This is a genomic window from Streptococcus sp. SR4 (genome assembly GCF_000517725.1).
GTDB classification, from domain to species: Bacteria; Bacillota; Bacilli; order Lactobacillales; family Streptococcaceae; genus Streptococcus; species Streptococcus salivarius_F.
In genome coordinates this window covers 141,834-158,217 of the sequence record NZ_AZYW01000007.1, presented here as the reverse complement: position 1 = coordinate 158,217, position 16,384 = coordinate 141,834, and the positions used below count along the sequence as shown (strand labels likewise).

General features: G+C 39.8%; 14 protein-coding genes. 12 read left to right on the top strand and 2 right to left on the bottom strand.

Translation table 11 applies throughout. The features are described from left to right. A partial coding sequence (locus tag HMPREF1519_RS01190; protein WP_037610725.1) for an ISL3 family transposase occupies nucleotides 1-957 on the bottom strand: 957 nt, incomplete at its 3' end. 314 nt (nucleotides 958-1,271) lie between these two features. On the opposite strand from HMPREF1519_RS01190, the gene HMPREF1519_RS01185 reads away from it, so the two are divergent. From HMPREF1519_RS01185 to groL, 12 genes are all read left to right on the top strand, one after another. After that, nucleotides 1,272-2,144, top strand: coding sequence for a helix-turn-helix domain-containing protein (locus HMPREF1519_RS01185; RefSeq protein ID WP_037600167.1), 873 nt, complete (start codon nucleotides 1,272-1,274; stop codon nucleotides 2,142-2,144). A 153-nt stretch (nucleotides 2,145-2,297) separates the two neighbouring features. Further along, nucleotides 2,298-3,875: an ATP-binding cassette domain-containing protein gene (locus HMPREF1519_RS01180; RefSeq protein ID WP_037610711.1), complete on the top strand. Its 1,578-nt coding sequence runs from the start codon at nucleotides 2,298-2,300 to the stop codon at nucleotides 3,873-3,875. Nucleotides 3,876-4,030: 155 nt separating this feature from the next. Then, complete coding sequence (locus HMPREF1519_RS01175; RefSeq protein ID WP_002883635.1) at nucleotides 4,031-4,747, top strand: YebC/PmpR family DNA-binding transcriptional regulator; 717 nt, start codon at nucleotides 4,031-4,033, stop codon at nucleotides 4,745-4,747. Nucleotides 4,748-4,872: 125 nt separating this feature from the next. Beyond that, nucleotides 4,873-5,211, top strand: a complete 339-nt coding sequence (locus tag HMPREF1519_RS01170) for a preprotein translocase subunit YajC (RefSeq protein ID WP_037610709.1) — start codon at nucleotides 4,873-4,875, stop codon at nucleotides 5,209-5,211. A gap of 128 nt (nucleotides 5,212-5,339) precedes the next feature. Continuing rightward, on the top strand, nucleotides 5,340-6,089 hold the full coding sequence (locus HMPREF1519_RS01165) for an isoprenyl transferase (RefSeq protein WP_002886457.1): 750 nt from the start codon (nucleotides 5,340-5,342) through the stop codon (nucleotides 6,087-6,089). Nucleotides 6,090-6,101: 12 nt separating this feature from the next. Then, nucleotides 6,102-6,896 carry a phosphatidate cytidylyltransferase gene (locus tag HMPREF1519_RS01160; protein WP_037610707.1) on the top strand — a complete coding sequence of 265 codons (795 nt, stop codon included), beginning with the start codon at nucleotides 6,102-6,104 and terminating at the stop codon, nucleotides 6,894-6,896. Between the two features lie 16 nt (nucleotides 6,897-6,912). Further along, entirely contained in the window at nucleotides 6,913-8,175 is a 1,263-nt protein-coding gene (gene rseP, locus HMPREF1519_RS01155; protein ID WP_002883638.1) for an RIP metalloprotease RseP, read from the top strand. A 70-nt stretch (nucleotides 8,176-8,245) separates the two neighbouring features. Next, nucleotides 8,246-10,108, top strand: a complete 1,863-nt coding sequence (locus tag HMPREF1519_RS01150; protein ID WP_156024865.1) for a proline--tRNA ligase — start codon at nucleotides 8,246-8,248, stop codon at nucleotides 10,106-10,108. A 481-nt stretch (nucleotides 10,109-10,589) separates the two neighbouring features. Next, entirely contained in the window at nucleotides 10,590-12,530 is a 1,941-nt protein-coding gene (locus tag HMPREF1519_RS01145) for an ABC transporter substrate binding protein (RefSeq protein ID WP_037610705.1), read from the top strand. Then, nucleotides 12,530-13,333: an ABC transporter ATP-binding protein gene (locus tag HMPREF1519_RS01140; protein WP_002883592.1), complete on the top strand. Its 804-nt coding sequence runs from the start codon at nucleotides 12,530-12,532 to the stop codon at nucleotides 13,331-13,333. Before HMPREF1519_RS01145 ends, HMPREF1519_RS01140 begins: the two co-directional genes overlap by 1 nt. A gap of 167 nt (nucleotides 13,334-13,500) precedes the next feature. After that, a complete protein-coding gene (gene groES / locus HMPREF1519_RS01135; RefSeq protein WP_002883604.1) occupies nucleotides 13,501-13,788 on the top strand; it encodes a co-chaperone GroES in 288 nt (95 codons plus the stop codon). A gap of 44 nt (nucleotides 13,789-13,832) precedes the next feature. After that, on the top strand, nucleotides 13,833-15,452 hold the full coding sequence (gene groL / locus HMPREF1519_RS01130; RefSeq protein ID WP_014633644.1) for a chaperonin GroEL: 1,620 nt from the start codon (nucleotides 13,833-13,835) through the stop codon (nucleotides 15,450-15,452). Nucleotides 15,453-15,536: 84 nt separating this feature from the next. Here the strand turns inward: groL and HMPREF1519_RS01125 are convergent, their stop codons facing one another. Continuing rightward, nucleotides 15,537-16,382, bottom strand: a complete 846-nt coding sequence (locus HMPREF1519_RS01125; RefSeq protein WP_037610702.1) for a superinfection immunity protein — start codon at nucleotides 16,380-16,382, stop codon at nucleotides 15,537-15,539. Nucleotides 16,383-16,384: the final 2 nt, after the last annotated feature.

Sequence of the window (16,384 nt, the reverse complement as noted above, 5' to 3'; positions counted from 1 at the left end):
CAAAAGCTGATAAAGAGTATAGTAGTCGGTGAGCTCTTCTGAAAAGACCAATGTCTTCTCAATGACTTCATGTGGGCTTAAGGTTTGACAAAATGTCTTCGAGTGAAATGAGTTACAAGATAGCTTACGACTGTCCTTTTGAAAAAGTCGCCAGTGATTTTTCAAGGCTCGATAAGGTAGTGACTTCTTATCGAACTGGTTCATAATCGCAATTCTTGTCTTTAAAAAGGCACGTCCAAGGTACTGGATAATGTGAAATCGATCAAGAACAATTTTGGCGTTAGGGAAAAGTCTTCGAGCTAGTGGCATATAAGTTCCTGACATATCTATCGTGATAAACTGTACCTTTTGGCGAGCTTTCAACGGATACTTCAAAAAGTAGTTTCGAATAGTGGTTTGACGGCGATTATCGAGGATAGTTATGAGTTTGTTGGTCTCATAGTCTTGCGCCACAAAAGCGAGTTCACCTTTCTTGAACCCAAGCTCATCCCAGGACATAACAGCTGGGAGTTTGTCATAATGCTCCTTGAAAGTAAACTGGTCAAGTTTACGATAGACAGTGGATGTCGATACACGAAGTCTTCTGGCAATATCCGTTAATGATAGCTTTTCAGTTAGAAGTTGAGCAACCTTTTGTCGGACAAGGTTTGAGATTTGGTGATTTTTCTCAACGATTGATGTCTCAGCGACCGTGACTCGCCTACAACTTTTACACTGGAAGCGACGTTTCTTCAGACGTAGTAGTGTCGGAGTTCCAGCTTGCTCTAGAAGAGGGATTTTAGAAGGTCTTTGAAAGTCATATTTAATCATCTTTCCTTGGCAATGTGGGCATGGTGGTGCAGGGTAATCCAGTTTTGCATGAATTTCGATATGAGTATCAGTTTCAAAAACAAGAGAAATAATGATGTTAGGGTCTTTAATTCCGATTAATTCTGTGGTATTCTTAATAGGTCTCATAAGTTCTTCCTAATGGTAGTTTCGTCGCTTTTCATTATAGTTCTTATGGGACTTTTTGTGTATACTCAAAAAGCTCTATAATCTCTATAGTGGTTTTACCCACTACAGAAATTATAGAGCCGTAATCAGATAAGATCAGCTTTGGCTGGTCTTTTTTTAACCATTTGTAGGCTAAAACTCTCCATTAATGATTTCTTGTAGCTTAATTTACGAACTTTTATTCTAAACGTTTCGGACGGGCTAGTTGGGTTTTGTGGCTCTTTAATTTAGGGATGATTGTTGCTATAATTAGTTCAAGCATAGGAGGATGAATCATGATTGGACCTGTGGAAATGGGTGCTTTGTTGAAAAAAATTCGTTTATCAAAGAATTTGACATTGAAAGAACTTGCTAGTGATTATTTATCAGTATCTTTCTTATCAAAATTTGAACGTGGAGAATCTGATATCTCATTATCTAGATTTTTTCTTTTGTTAGATAAATTGGATGTCAGTATTGAAGAGTTCTATGGTATTTTATCTCAAGATAATCCGACTCATACTGAAAAGTTATTAGAAAGTGCTAGTAAGGCTTATTATCAAAACGATAGTTTATCGTTACAGAAGTACGCTGGAGAAGAGCGTCGTAAATTTGAGCTCACACAAGACAAATCATTTCTCTATAACAGTATTATGCTAGAATCTTTTTTGGCAAGTGTTTCAAATAAAGAGGTTGATGAAAATAAGGTAAGGGAATTAACAGACTATCTTTTTAGCATTGAACAATGGGGAAAAAGAGAGTTAATCATATTAGGAAATAGTATGTCGTTTATTTCCACCCAGACACTTAATGTTTTGACCAAGGAGATTGTGTATAGAACTAGACTTTTTGGAAATAGCGACTCAAATCAAAGAATCCGAATTAGTCTTCTTATTAATGCAGCTTATGAATTTTTACGACGTGATGAACTAGATTCAGCGAAATACTATTTAGATTTAGTCAATGATAGTGGAATTCCTGAGGTCCTCTTATATGAAAGACATGAGTTGATATTTGTAATGGGGTCTTACTTGATAAAGTCGGGTGAAGTTGCTGAAGGGAGAAATCTAATTGAGGGGTGTTTAGAAACTCTTAGGACTTTAGGTGCGGAAAAGTTATTGCTTGCTAAGGAATCAGAGTATCAAGAGTTGTTAAATTCCACTATATGACAATTTTATAGAGTGAGTTAAAAAATAGAATAAACTAAGACCATAGTACGACATCACTATGGTTTTTAATTTTCAATGGATATATGGTATTCCAATGTCTTCAATTTATCCAACTGATTATATACCAAGGTGATTTAGATTGTGAGGAAATCTATGAGAACCTATATTCTTAAATACAAGTATGACAATTTAGTTCATATCCTACTGTTAGCACTGAATGCTGCTATTTTCGTGAGTGCCTCGGTAACCTTAGCTTTAATGACGAATCAGCTGGTATCTAAGCGAATCCAATCTTTTTTAGCTCTCTTAGGTCTAGAGGTAGGTCTTTACATTATTTATTTAGTTTTGAATTATATTATTGCGGTACATCAAACAAAATTAATCCAAAAAATGACTTTGTCTATTCGTCAGTCTTATCTTAGTAAAATTATTCACCATTCTTTTAGTGAATTTAGAAAGAGTGATATTGGAGAGCATCTCTCAGTATTAAATAATGATATCCAATTGATTGAATCAAATGGCTTTTCAAGTATTTATACTCTTTGTTCAACAGTATTCACCACTTTGTTTTCAATTATCGCCTTATTAAGTTATGATGTAAGGATTGTTCTGCTAGCCATTTTTTTAACTTTGTGTCTGACTTATCTTCCCAAACCATTTACCAATAAAATGCAGAAATCAATGGAGATATTTTCCAAAGCGAATGAGGAGCTTGTTTCTGGAATAAGCGATCAGTTATATGGATATGCGGATGTTTATTACGCTAGTCGTAAACAGATATTTCTTAGACAAGTGAGGTCCATTGTTGAGAAATATATTGTACAAAAAATTATTTTTACAAAAAGAAAGACTAGCACTGAGACGCTGATGGCTTTATTTTCAGTTATCGCCCAGATGTTGATACTTCTTCTAACTGGCTTGTTAATTATTTTTGGAAATATTACTGTTGGAACCATTACCTCAGTAGGACAGATATCAGGTAATATTTTTAACTCTCTATCCACCATTAATCAGCTGCAAGTGACCATTAAGTCTGTCAATCCTATCTTAAAAAAATTTCACGATTTTCCAGAGGGTCCAAAGACTTGTATAGCGACAATTCAGGATGTTCATTTTGAGAATGTAAGTTATCATTTTGGAGAGAAGGCTATTTTTGAGGGATTCACCCAAACCTTTAAAAAAGGAGGCAAGTATGCTATTACTGGATGCTCAGGTAGTGGGAAGTCAACCTTGCTTAATATATTCCTAGGAAATCTTAAAGATTATGAGGGAAAAATCTTGTTTGGAAAATTGGAGTCAAAAGAGATTGATGAGAACTCAATCGTGTCTGAATGTGCCTATGTAGGAAGTCAAACTCATATCTATAATGATACCTTGAGGAACAATCTAACCCTTTGGAATGAAGCTATTACTGATACGCACATCAAGGAAGTTCTTGAAAGAGTTAATCTTTTATCTTTCTTAAGTCGTATAGATGAGCAAGTAAGCGACGGTAGCTTTTCGGAGGGTCAAAAACAAAGAATAGGCCTGATAAGAGCATTTTTAAAAGGAAGTTCTGTTGTGATTTTTGATGAAGCCACTGCAAATCTTGACCATAATAACGCTACTCGTATTGAGCACCTATTATTAAGCGATCCCAATATCACTTATATCACGGTTACCCACCATCTTATAAAGGAAAATGAATCATATTTTGATAAGATTATTCGTTTGGGAGAGGGGACTGAGTAAATGTTTCATATGATAAATGCTTAGGATTTATTTCAATTTTACTAACGGCAGTCAAAGTGCTATAATGTAAGGGATTGTGAATTTAGCAAGCTTTGCTATTTTCAAAAAAGAAAAAACAAATCAGAGATACAAATCTCTTAGAAGAGGTGAATCCCATGGGACGTAAATGGGCTAATATCGTTGCTAAGAAAACTGCTAAAGATGGTGCAAACTCTAAGGTTTACGCTAAGTTTGGTGTTGAGATTTATGTGGCTGCTAAACAAGGTGAACCAGATCCAGAATCAAACTCAGCTTTGAAATTTGTTTTGGAGCGTGCTAAACAAGCGCAAGTGCCAAAACACGTTATTGATAAGGCCATTGATAAGGCTAAAGGTAACACTGATGAAACTTTCGTTGAAGGACGTTATGAAGGGTTTGGACCAAATGGTTCTATGATTATCGTAGATACTTTGACTTCAAACGTTAACCGTACAGCTGCTAACGTACGTACTGCCTTTGGTAAAAACGGTGGTAACATGGGTGCATCAGGTTCTGTTTCATACATGTTTGATAAAAAAGGTGTTATCGTATTTGCAGGTGAAGATGCAGACGCAATCTTTGAACAATTGCTTGAAGCAGATGTAGAAGTTGAAGATGTAGAAGCAGAAGATGGTACTATCACTGTTTACACTGAGCCAACAGATCTTCACAAAGCTTTGGAAGCTCTCCGTGCTAACGGACAAGAAGAGTTCCAAGTGACTGAACTTGAAATGATTCCACAAACTGAGGTTACTCTTGAAGGTGAAGACCTTGAAGTTTTCGAAGGACTTATTGATGCGCTTGAAGCAGACGATGATGTTCAAAAGGTATATCACAACGTAGCAGATATGTAATCTCATTCAACACTTTCCGTCTTATGGAAAGTGTTTTTATGTGGTCTGCCTAAGGATTTGTCTTGCTTGTCCTGACTTAATCTGATATAGTAGTAGCCAAGTGAATTATTGGAGGAATACGAAATATGAATATGATGCTAGTTTTGGCCATTTATGTGGTCGCAATTGTTGCTTATGTAGCTTTCAGCCGTCGTCGCCAAGCAAAGGCACAGGAAGATCGTTTTGCAGGTCTTGCTAAGGGTGCTGAGGTTGAAACAATCGGTGGTTTGATTGCTATTGTCGATGAGATTGACAAAGAAAATAACCGTATTGTTTTGGATGCAGAAGGTGTCTTCTTGACCTTTGATTTGAGTCGTTCAATCATGAAAGTGATCACACCAGCACCAACTACAGAAACAGCAGAAACAACTGAAAAGACAATTATCGAAGAAGATTCAGCAATTGAGTCTGCTGATGAAAACTAAGATGTGTATTTGAGACTAGGTTAAATCCTGGTCTTTTTGCGTTTTCTAATCTTATCGGTATTAAAAGCTGTTCAGAACCCCTGAAAATGTGGTAAAATAAAGGGTAAACTATATTTAGAGGATATTCCATGTTTAAATTTAGAAAAAAATCTCATCAAGAGGTTCTAGACAATATTCCCAACCATATCGGTATTATTATGGATGGAAATGGCCGTTGGGCTAAAAAACGTCTACAACCACGTGTGATGGGGCATAAGGCTGGGATGGATGCCTTGCAAAAGGTAACTATCGAAGCGTCACAACTTGGAGTTAAGGTATTGACAGTATATGCCTTCTCAACTGAAAACTGGTCACGCCCACAAGATGAAGTGAAATTCATCATGAATTTACCAGTTGAATTTTTTAACAAGTATGTACCAGAATTAGACAAAAACAATGTTCGTATTTTGACAATCGGAGATAACAGTCGTCTGCCTAAGGAAACCTTAGATGCTCTTGAAAAGGCAGTTGAGCAGACAAAACATAATTCCGGTTTGGTTCTCAACTTTGCACTGAACTATGGTGGTCGTGCGGAGATTGTATCTGCAGTTCAAGCGATTGCTAAAGAGGTTGAAGCAGGCAAACTCAGTCCTGAAGCTATTGATGAAGATCTCATTGCTAAGCATTTGATGACAGATAAATTGCCTTACCTCTACCGTGATCCAGATTTGATTATCCGTACGAGTGGCGAGCTTCGTCTTAGTAATTTCTTGCCTTGGCAATCTGCCTATAGTGAGTTTTACTTCACAGATGTTTTCTGGCCAGACTTTGACCAACAAGGGCTACGTCAAGCCATCTCTGACTACAATAAACGTCACCGTCGCTTCGGTGGTGTCTAGAAAGGACCTCTCATGCAAGAACGTTTAATTGGTGGGGGTGTGGCAGCAGCCATTTTCCTCCCATTGCTCTTTATCGGTGGTCTTCCTTTCCAACTTTTGGTTGGAGCCATGGCCATGGTTGCAGTGTCTGAGATGCTTCGCATGAAGCACTTGGAGATTTTCTCTATCGAGGGTATTTTATCAATGGTGGCAGCTTTTATCTTGGCTGTGCCGATTGATCAGTATTTTATCAGTCTTCCAACAAATGCTAGTGTGACAGGTTTCGCTGTTATTTCATTTTTGATTCTAGCGGGGACTGTCCTTAATAGCGACCATTATTCTTTTGATGATGCAGCTTATCCAATCGCATCTGCCTTTTATGTTGGTTTTGGTTTCCAAAATCTCATTGCGGCACGTTTGGATAGTTGGGAAAAAGTTCTCTTTGCCCTTTTTATTATTTGGGCAACAGATATTGGAGCTTACCTTTTTGGTCGTCAATTTGGTCAGAATAAGCTATTGCCAAAAGTATCACCAAATAAGACTATTGAGGGTAGTGTCGGTGGTATCTTATCCGCAATCATTGTGGCTCTTATCTTTGGTTTGATTAACCACGGCGTTTATGCCCCTCATAACTTCTTCTGGTTGCTTATCTGTACGATTCTCTTTAGTATCTTTGGTCAATTTGGTGATTTGGTTGAATCAGCTATTAAACGTCACTTTGGCGTTAAAGACTCAGGCAATCTCATTCCTGGACACGGTGGTGTTTTGGACCGTTGCGATAGCTGGATCTTCGTTTTCCCAATCATGCACTTCCTAGGACTTTTTTAAGAGTGGAGGTGTCTAGATGAAAGCTATTATTACCTTTTTACTGATTTTCTGTGTGATTGTCGTCTTCCATGAGTTTGGTCATTTCTTTTTCGCCAAACGCTCAGGAATTTTGGTTCGTGAATTTGCCATTGGTATGGGACCGAAAATTTTTGCACATACAGGTAAGGATGGTACCGTTTATACTATCCGTATCCTCCCTTTGGGTGGTTATGTCCGTATGGCTGGTTGGGGTGAAGATACAACTGAGATTAAAACAGGTAGCCCTGCCAGTCTAACGATTGGATCAGATGGTAAGGTAAGACGTATCAACCTTTCGGATCGCCAGGTTGACCAGACGGCTTTGCCTATGAACGTCACTGCCTATGATTTGGAAGATAAGTTAACCATTACAGGTCTAGTCCTAGATGAGACCAAGACCTATGAGGTTGATCATGATGCCACTATCGTTGAGGAGGATGGTACAGAACTTCGTATCGCTCCTAAGGATGTCCAATATCAAAATGCAAGCATTTGGGGACGTTTAATTACCAACTTTGCTGGTCCTATGAATAACTTCATTCTTGGGGTGCTTGTCTTTATTATCTTAGCCTTTGTTCAAGGTGGTGTTCAAGATACATCGACCAACCGTATCCAGGTAGCCGATGGAGGCGCTGCTCAGGTGGCAGGATTGAAAAATGGTGATGCCATCGAGGCTATCAATAAGGACAAGGTTACTGATTGGGACAGCTTGAAGGAAGCATTGACAGAGAATACCCAAAAATTCTCCAAAGGTGACAGCCTTTCTGTGACAGTTAAGAGAAGTAACGGTCAGGAAGAAACAATCTCTGTTAAACCTCAGGAGAACCAAGGTAGCTATTTTTTGGGTGTTTCTCCTGCTTTAAAAACAAGTCTTAAAGATAAGATTTTTGGTGGTTTCCAAATGGCTTGGGAAGGGGCCTTCAAAATTCTCGTAGCACTTAAGGGGCTTATCACCAACTTTAGTTTGAATAAACTTGGTGGACCGGTTGCTATGTTCCAGATGTCTGCCCAGGCTTCAGAAAATGGCTTGATTTCCATTCTTAACCTTATGGGGATGCTCTCAATTAACTTGGGAATTTTCAATCTTATCCCAATTCCAGCCCTTGACGGTGGAAAAATTGTTATGAATATTATTGAAGCCATTCGTCGTAAACCACTTAATCAAGAAATTGAAAGCTATATTACACTTGCAGGTGTTGCTATCATGGTTGTTCTTATGATTGCAGTCACTTGGAATGATATTATGCGTGCTTTCTTTTAATTAGAAACAAAGAAACGAAAGGAAGTCTAAGGGACTTGAGCCAAGGGCCAGCCTCCTTAGTATGTAAATGATGAAACAAAGTAAAATGTTGATTCCAACACTTCGTGAAATGCCAAGTGATGCTCAAGTTATCAGTCATGCCCTTATGGTACGTGCGGGTTACGTGCGTCAGGTTTCTGCTGGTATTTATGCTTATATGCCATTGGCAAATCGTGCTATCGAGAAATTCAAAACCATCATGCGTGAGGAGTTTGAAAAAATCGGTGCGGTTGAAATGTTGGCGCCAGCGCTTTTGACAGCAGATTTGTGGCGTGAGTCAGGCCGTTATGAAACTTACGGTGAAGACCTTTATAAACTTAAAAACCGTGATAAATCTGACTTTATCCTCGGTCCAACTCACGAAGAAACGTTTACAGCCTTGGTTCGTGATGCGGTTAAATCATACAAACAATTGCCACTTAATCTCTACCAAATCCAATCAAAATACCGTGATGAAAAACGTCCTCGTAACGGTCTTCTTCGTACACGTGAATTTATCATGAAGGATGCTTATAGTTTCCACCAAAACTATGAAGATTTGGATGTCACTTATGAAGACTACCGTAAAGCTTATGAGGCTATCTTTACACGTGCTGGCCTTGAATTTAAGGGTATCATCGGTGATGGTGGTGCCATGGGTGGTAAGGATTCTCAAGAATTTATGGCGGTTACTCCTGAGCGTACAGATCTCAACCGTTGGGTAGTTCTTGACAAGTCAATTGCTTCATTGGATGAGATCCCAGAAGATGTCATGGAAGAAATCAAGAAAGAATTGACATCATGGTTGGTATCTGGTGAAGACACAATTGCCTACTCTACAGAGTCAAGCTATGCAGCTAACCTTGAGATGGCAACAAACGCCTACACACCAGCGACTAAGGTTGTGACTCAAGAAGAAGTGACTCGAGTTGAAACGCCAGACTGCAAGTCAATTGATGAAGTCGCTGCTTTCTTGAATGTTCCAGAAGAACAAACCATCAAGACTTTACTTTTCCTCGCTGATGATGAACCAGTAGTGGCTCTTCTCGTTGGTAATGATCAGGTTAACGATGTGAAGTTGAAAAACTACCTTGCAGCTGATTTCCTCGAACCAGCTACGGAAGATGAAGCACGTCAAGTCTTTGGTGCTAACTTCGGTTCCCTTGGTCCAGTTAACCTTCCTGAAAATGTTCGCATCGTTGCGGACCGTAAGGTTCAAGATGTGGCTAATGCGGTTGTTGGAGCTAACGAAGATGGTTACCACTTGACAGGAGTTAACCCAGAGCGTGACTTCAAGGCAGAATACGTGGATATTCGTGAAGTTAAAGAGGGTGAAATTTCTCCAGACGGTCAAGGTGTCCTTCAGTTTGCGCGTGGTATCGAGATTGGTCATATCTTTAAACTTGGGACACGTTACTCTGAAAGTATGGGTGCTAACGTTCTTGATGAGAATGGCCGTGCTGTTCCAATTATCATGGGATGTTACGGTATCGGCGTTAGCCGTATCTTGTCAGCTGTGATTGAACAACATGCACGTCTCTTTGTTAACAAGACACCAAAAGGTCAATACCGCTATGCATGGGGAATTAACTTCCCTAAAGAATTGGCTCCATATGATGTTCACTTGATCACAGTTAACACTAAGGATGAAGAAGCCAATGCTTTGACAGAACGTTTGGAAGCAGCTCTTATGGCTGAAGGTTATGATGTCTTGACAGATGATCGTAATGAGCGTGTTGGTTCTAAATTCTCTGACAGTGACCTTATCGGACTTCCAATCCGTGTGACAGTTGGTAAAAAAGCCAGCGAAGGTGTTGTCGAAGTTAAAATCAAGGCAACAGGTGATACTATTGAAGTTAATGCCGATAACTTGATTGAGACACTTGCTATCTTAACAACAGAACAAAATGCTTAATATAAAAAATCTTTTCTTGCAGGAGCAAGAAGAGATTTTTCTTTTGTAGTGACAATGATAAATTGAGAGAAAAGAGAGTAAATTCCAATTTGACAGAATTGTCTAAATAGTGTAAACTTAAGACTATCATAACTACGGAGGCATCACATGCTTAACAAAGCGACCCATTTGGGAAATCTTAAAGCTTTTTATTACTTTAGTTTCTTTAGATAGGACGTTTGTGTTTCAGGATACAAGCGTCAGTCAGTTTGTATCTATGAAGCTAAAGCATTTTGTGATGGATTAGCCGATTAGATGAATAGGTCTAACCGGTGACATAAGCTAGCCTGTGCTAGTCAAGATGCATAAAACCAGTTGGGCCTGTCCTAACTGGTTTTTTTCATACCGTGGTCTATTTTTAATTTTCATTTGACTCTATCGTCTCGGAAAAAAGATGAAAGAAAATTGGAAATAGATAGAATAAAAAATAGAGGTATACAAGATGAAGAAATTCTTGGTCAGTATGATGGCTGTTATTACAGCTGTCCTCTTGGTAGCATGTTCCAATGCTTCTAATAAAGATTTGGTTCACGTCGGTGTGCTCCAATATGTGGAACATCCTTCCTTGTCAGCGACACGTAAAGGGTTCATTGAAGAACTCAAAGAGGAAGGTTACGTCGACGGTAAGAACATCAAAATCGATTATCAGAATGCACAAGGAGATCAGTCTAACTTGCAGACGATTTCTCAGTCGCTTATTGAAGATAATGATGTCATGTTAGCTATCGCAACCCCAGCAGCCCAGTCTTTGAGTAGTTTGACAAAGTACAAGCCAATTCTCTTTACAGCTGTCACAGATCCAGTTTCAGCTAAATTGGTTAAGTCTATGGACAATGTTGGAGGAAATGTGACAGGGACAAGCGACATGTCACCAATCAACAAACAAGTCGAGTTGTTGAAAAAGGTCCTTCCAAACACTAAAAAAGTTGGGATTATGTACACGACCAGCGAGCGTAACTCAGAAGTTCAGGTTGAAGAAGCCAAGAAATACTTCAAGGAAGCTGGTATTGAAACGGTTATCAAAGGAATTTCATCAACCAATGATATCCAAGATACAGCCAAGAGCTTGATGAGTCAGACCGAAGTCATCTTCATCCCAACTGACAATACCATTGTTAGTGCTATTAATACCTTGGTAGATCTTTCTAAAGAGACTAAGGTTCCAGTTGTTGGTAGTGACGCTGGTAGTGTAGAAAAAGGTGTCCTGTTCACTTATGGAACTAACTATGAAGCGCTTGGACGTCAAACAGGTAAGTTGGCAGGCCGTGTTCTCCGAGGTGAGAAGGTCAAGGATGTCGATGCCGAGTATCCTAAAACCCTAAATGTTGTGGTTAACCATGACATGGCTAAAGAACTTGGCATTGATGTTTCTAGTATTAGTGACGAGGAATCTAAGGCATCAACACAAGATGACAAACCAATTGCTAAAAAAGATAAGGGTGTCATTAAGCTTAAGGTTAATAAGTCATCTAAAAAAGGATTTTCAAATGTGGTGCTAACAGCCATTTCTCAGGGACTCCTCTGGGCTATTATGGCTATCGGGGTCTTCATTACCTTCCGTATTTTGGACCTTGCTGATTTGACAGCTGAGGGGGCCTTCCCACTTGGTGCTGCTACGACAACTATCATGATTATCCGTGGGATCAACCCAATCTTTGCGACTCTAGGTGGTTTTGTAGCTGGTATGCTTGCTGGAGCTGTGTCTGGCTTTATGCATACGAAAATGAAGATACCAGCACTCTTAACGGGGATTATTACCTTAACAGGGCTCTATTCAGTTAACCTTTTGGTTCTTGGAAGTGCCAATGTCTCTCTTTCAGGACACAATACGCTTGTGACTATGGTGATGGATCTTGGTCTATCTAAGCTGAATGGTGTGATTCTATTAGGACTGATTTTTGTTAGTCTGGTAGTACTTATGTTGGTTGTTCTCCTTAATACACAGGTTGGACTTGCTCTTCGTGCAACAGGTGATAACCTTGCCATGGGTGAAGCCAATGGTATCAAGGTTGACCGTATGAAGATTCTTGGCTACATGATTTCCAATGGTTTGATTGCCCTATCAGGTGCCCTCCTAGCTCAAAACAATGGCTATGCGGATATGAATATGGGTACTGGTACAATCGTAAATGGCTTGGCTGCAATCATCTTGGCTGAGGTTATCGTCAAGTATCTACCACTTGGCAAACGCCTCTGGTCAATTGTCGTAGGAGCTGTTCTCTACCGTTTGGTCTTGGTTATTATCCTTGCCATGAACGTTGATGCTCAAATGTTGAAATTGGCTTCAGCCATCTTGCTTGCTATCATCCTTTATGTGCCAGAAGTACGACAAAAACTGAAAATCAGACCTAACAAATCCTTGACTCCAGGAGGTGACAAGTAATGGCTTTACTTAGTTTACAACAGATTCATAAAACCTTTGAAAAAGGCACGGTCAATGAAAATCACGTCCTTCGTGGTTTGGATCTCGACATTGAACAGGGAGATTTTATCTCTGTTATTGGGGGAAATGGTGCTGGTAAATCAACCTTGATGAATTCAATTGCTGGTGTTCTTAGCATTGATGAGGGGGATATCTTGTTGGAGGGGCAATCTATTAAGAAAGCATCTGTAGATGAGCGCTCTAAAGACATTAGCCGTGTTTTCCAAGATCCTCGAATGGGGACAGCGACAAACCTTTCTATCGAAGAAAATATGGCGATTGCCTATCGTCGTGGTAAGAAACGTAGCTTTTTTAAAAAGTCTATCACTGAAAGCGAACGTCAAGTCTTCAAGGAAGCCTTGGTAGATCTTGGTCTTGGTCTTGAGAATCGTATGAAGACCGATGCTAATTTCTTGTCAGGTGGACAACGTCAGGCCTTGACACTTGCTATGGCAACCTTGGTTCGTCCAAAAATCTTGCTTTTGGATGAACATACAGCAGCACTAGATCCTAAGACAAGTGACATGGTCATGAATTTGACACGTAAGATTGTTGAAGAACAAGAATTGACAACCCTTATGATTACCCATAATATGGAACATGCTATCGAATATGGGAACCGTCTGGTCATGCTCTATCATGGTAAAATCGTCGTCGATGTGCGAGGTGAAGAAAAGAAAAATCTCACTGTTGCAGAACTTATGGACCTCTTCCACAAAAATAGTGGACAAGTCCTCAATGATGATGCCTTGGTGCTCGGTTAACAAACAAAAAAAGAAACTATCCAAAGTTCAGGTTTTGGGTAGTTTTTTCTTGACTATTTTTGACCAAGTGCTAAAATAAATATATGGATTAGCACTCATGGTTTATGAGTGCTAAAAATAACGTTTCACACGTTACTAATAATAAATAACATTTGGAGGTAATTGGTATGGCATTGAAACCATTGGGTGATCGTATCGTTGTCCGTTTTGAAGAAACAGAAGAAAAAACAGCTAGTGGCTTTGTATTGGCAGGAGCTAGTCATGAAGCTACAAAGACTGCTGAGGTTTTGGCAGTAGGTGAAGGAATCCGTACTCTTACTGGTGAATTGATTGCACCTAGTGTTGCAGCAGGCGATAAAGTCCTTGTTGAAAATGGTGCAGGTGTCAATGTTAAAGACGGAGATGATTCCGTTTCAATTATCCGTGAAGCAGATATTTTAGCAGTACTAGCTTAGGTCTATGCTAATCAGATATAAAGTAAGATAAAGAAGGAGTAACTATGGCAAAAGATATTAAGTTTTCATCAGATGCACGCGCAGCAATGGTCCGTGGTGTTGATACTTTGGCTGATACAGTTAAGGTAACGCTTGGTCCTAAAGGTCGTAACGTGGTTTTGGAAAAAGCTTTTGGCTCACCTCTTATCACTAATGATGGTGTGACAATTGCTAAAGAAATTGAACTCGAAGATCACTTTGAAAATATGGGTGCTAAGCTCGTCAGCGAAGTGGCTTCAAAAACGAATGATATTGCCGGTGACGGAACAACGACAGCTACTGTTTTGACACAGGCTATCGTCCGTGAAGGTCTTAAAAATGTAACGGCTGGTGCTAATCCAATCGGTATCCGTCGTGGGATTGAAGCAGCTGTAGCTACAGCTGTGGAAGAGCTTAAAGCCATTGCACAACCAGTTGCTAATAAAGAAGCTATTGCCCAAGTCGCAGCGGTATCATCTCGTTCTGAAAAAGTTGGTGAATACATTTCAGAAGCTATGGAACGTGTGGGTAATGACGGTGTTATCACTATTGAAGAGTCTCGTGGTATGGAGACAGAACTCGAAGTGGTTGAAGGTATGCAGTTTGACCGTGGTTATCTTTCTCAGTACATGGTTACTGATAATGAAAAAATGGTCGCTGACCTTGAAAATCCATTTATCCTTGTGACTGACAAGAAAATTTCAAATATTCAGGATGTCCTTCCACTCTTGGAAGAAGTGCTTAAGACAAGCCGTCCACTCTTGATCATTGCTGATGATGTGGATGGTGAAGCTCTTCCTACACTTGTTCTTAACAAGATTCGTGGAACTTTCAATGTCGTTGCTGTTAAGGCACCTGGCTTTGGTGACCGTCGTAAAGCGATGTTGGAAGACATTGCCGTATTGACAGGAGCAACTGTCATTACTGAAGATCTTGGTCTTGAACTTAAGGATGCAACTATGGCAGCACTTGGTCAAGCTTCGAAAGTAACTGTGGATAAAGATAGCACAGTTATCGTTGAAGGTGCAGGAAGCACAGAAGCGATTGCTAACCGTGTTAACCTCATCAAGTCTCAATTGGAAACAACAACATCTGAATTTGACCGTGAAAAACTTCAAGAACGTTTGGCTAAATTGTCAGGTGGGGTTGCAGTTGTTAAGGTTGGTGCGGCCACTGAAACAGCCCTTAAAGAAATGAAACTTCGTATCGAAGATGCCCTTAACGCTACTCGTGCCGCTGTTGAAGAAGGTATCGTAGCAGGTGGTGGTACAGCCCTTGTTAACGTCATTGCTAAGGTTGCTGAACTTGATCTTGAAGGTGACGACGCTACAGGACGTAACATTGTCCTCCGTGCCTTGGAAGAACCAGTTCGTCAAATTGCTTATAACGCTGGTTATGAAGGTTCAGTTATCATCGATAAATTGAAGAACAGCCCAGTTGGTACAGGCTTTAACGCTGCTAACGGTGAATGGGTAGATATGGTTGAAGCAGGAATTATCGATCCTGTTAAGGTCACACGTTCTGCCCTCCAAAATGCTGCTTCTGTAGCTAGTCTTATCTTGACAACTGAAGCAGTCGTTGCCAATAAACCTGAACCAGAAACTCCAGCAGCACCAGCTATGGATCCAGGAATGATGGGCTACTAAGAGTTTAAAAAAGCAAAAGAAAAAACCTAGGAAAAGTCGAGAAACTTTTTCTGGGTTTTCTTTTTTTCAATTATTTGTTGTTAATTACTGAAAAGGGTTAAATGTATCAGAACTTCCTTGTTGACCTGCCATTTGCATCATCATTTGTTGTTGTCTAATGCGTTCTGCTTCCTTATTCGTATTGATAGAAACAGCAAGAAGGATGATCCAACCGATGAATGTCCAGCCTAGAAGAAAGGATAGGATAAAGATTGGCCATTTTTTATCTGTTTTATTTAGAAGAGCTGGTAATATAAGAAGTACTACCAAGGGGAAATTAATGATGACGGAGAGAAGAGCCGTGATCAATCCGGCACTAAGATCATCACTGGCAATTCCCAAGAGTATCATTCCAAGAGCCCAGAGGATAGCTGGGATGGAAGCGACGGCTAACATGATGAGGTTTGTTTGGGTTTTCTTGTCTTGTTTCTTCCAAGTATCATTTAGATTTTTGCTTGCTTGTTGGAAAGTTTCACCAGTTGGATTCGCAAATTGGTTAACAGTCTGACTGGCCGTTTCTACAGCAGGTTTAACTTGTTCCTGGAAGGTCTTTGATTGATTTTCTTGAGCTAGGTTAGTTGCTTGGAAAGTCTCTTCTTCATCTGCTGTAGAGTTAGTGAGTGGCTCTTCAGCAACATCATAATTGTCAACATCTTTTTCGGCAGTTTCTACAACCTCTGTTGATGGTGCAGGTTTTGTAGGCTCAACGACTTCTGAGCCGTTCGTTGTTTCTACAGTCTCTTTTTGTGGGACAGGTTCTGTTACTTCTACAGTTTGTTTGGGAGTTTCTCGGACAAACTCGCCTTTCTGAGCTGCTTCAGCCATTTCTTGAATACTTGGATTACGACCATTAACTGCTTGGAAAAAATCGATCCAATCTTGTTGCTTCATGT

Bases quoted from the DNA above. Each gene is read 5' to 3' on its own strand.
- groES (WP_002883604.1), top strand. From the start codon at position 13,501: ATGGCATTGAAACCATTGGGTGATCGTATCGTTGTCCGTTTTGAAGAA.
- HMPREF1519_RS01150 (WP_156024865.1), top strand. From the start codon at position 8,246: ATGAAACAAAGTAAAATGTTGATTCCAACACTTCGTGAAATGCCAAGT.
- HMPREF1519_RS01170 (WP_037610709.1), top strand. From the start codon at position 4,873: ATGAATATGATGCTAGTTTTGGCCATTTATGTGGTCGCAATTGTTGCT.
- HMPREF1519_RS01140 (WP_002883592.1), top strand. From the start codon at position 12,530: ATGGCTTTACTTAGTTTACAACAGATTCATAAAACCTTTGAAAAAGGC.
- rseP (WP_002883638.1), top strand. From the start codon at position 6,913: ATGAAAGCTATTATTACCTTTTTACTGATTTTCTGTGTGATTGTCGTC.
- HMPREF1519_RS01165 (WP_002886457.1), top strand. From the start codon at position 5,340: ATGTTTAAATTTAGAAAAAAATCTCATCAAGAGGTTCTAGACAATATT.
- HMPREF1519_RS01185 (WP_037600167.1), top strand. From the start codon at position 1,272: ATGATTGGACCTGTGGAAATGGGTGCTTTGTTGAAAAAAATTCGTTTA.
- HMPREF1519_RS01175 (WP_002883635.1), top strand. From the start codon at position 4,031: ATGGGACGTAAATGGGCTAATATCGTTGCTAAGAAAACTGCTAAAGAT.
- HMPREF1519_RS01125 (WP_037610702.1), bottom strand. From the start codon at position 16,382: ATGAAGCAACAAGATTGGATCGATTTTTTCCAAGCAGTTAATGGTCGT.
- HMPREF1519_RS01160 (WP_037610707.1), top strand. From the start codon at position 6,102: ATGCAAGAACGTTTAATTGGTGGGGGTGTGGCAGCAGCCATTTTCCTC.
- HMPREF1519_RS01180 (WP_037610711.1), top strand. From the start codon at position 2,298: ATGAGAACCTATATTCTTAAATACAAGTATGACAATTTAGTTCATATC.
- groL (WP_014633644.1), top strand. From the start codon at position 13,833: ATGGCAAAAGATATTAAGTTTTCATCAGATGCACGCGCAGCAATGGTC.
- HMPREF1519_RS01145 (WP_037610705.1), top strand. From the start codon at position 10,590: ATGAAGAAATTCTTGGTCAGTATGATGGCTGTTATTACAGCTGTCCTC.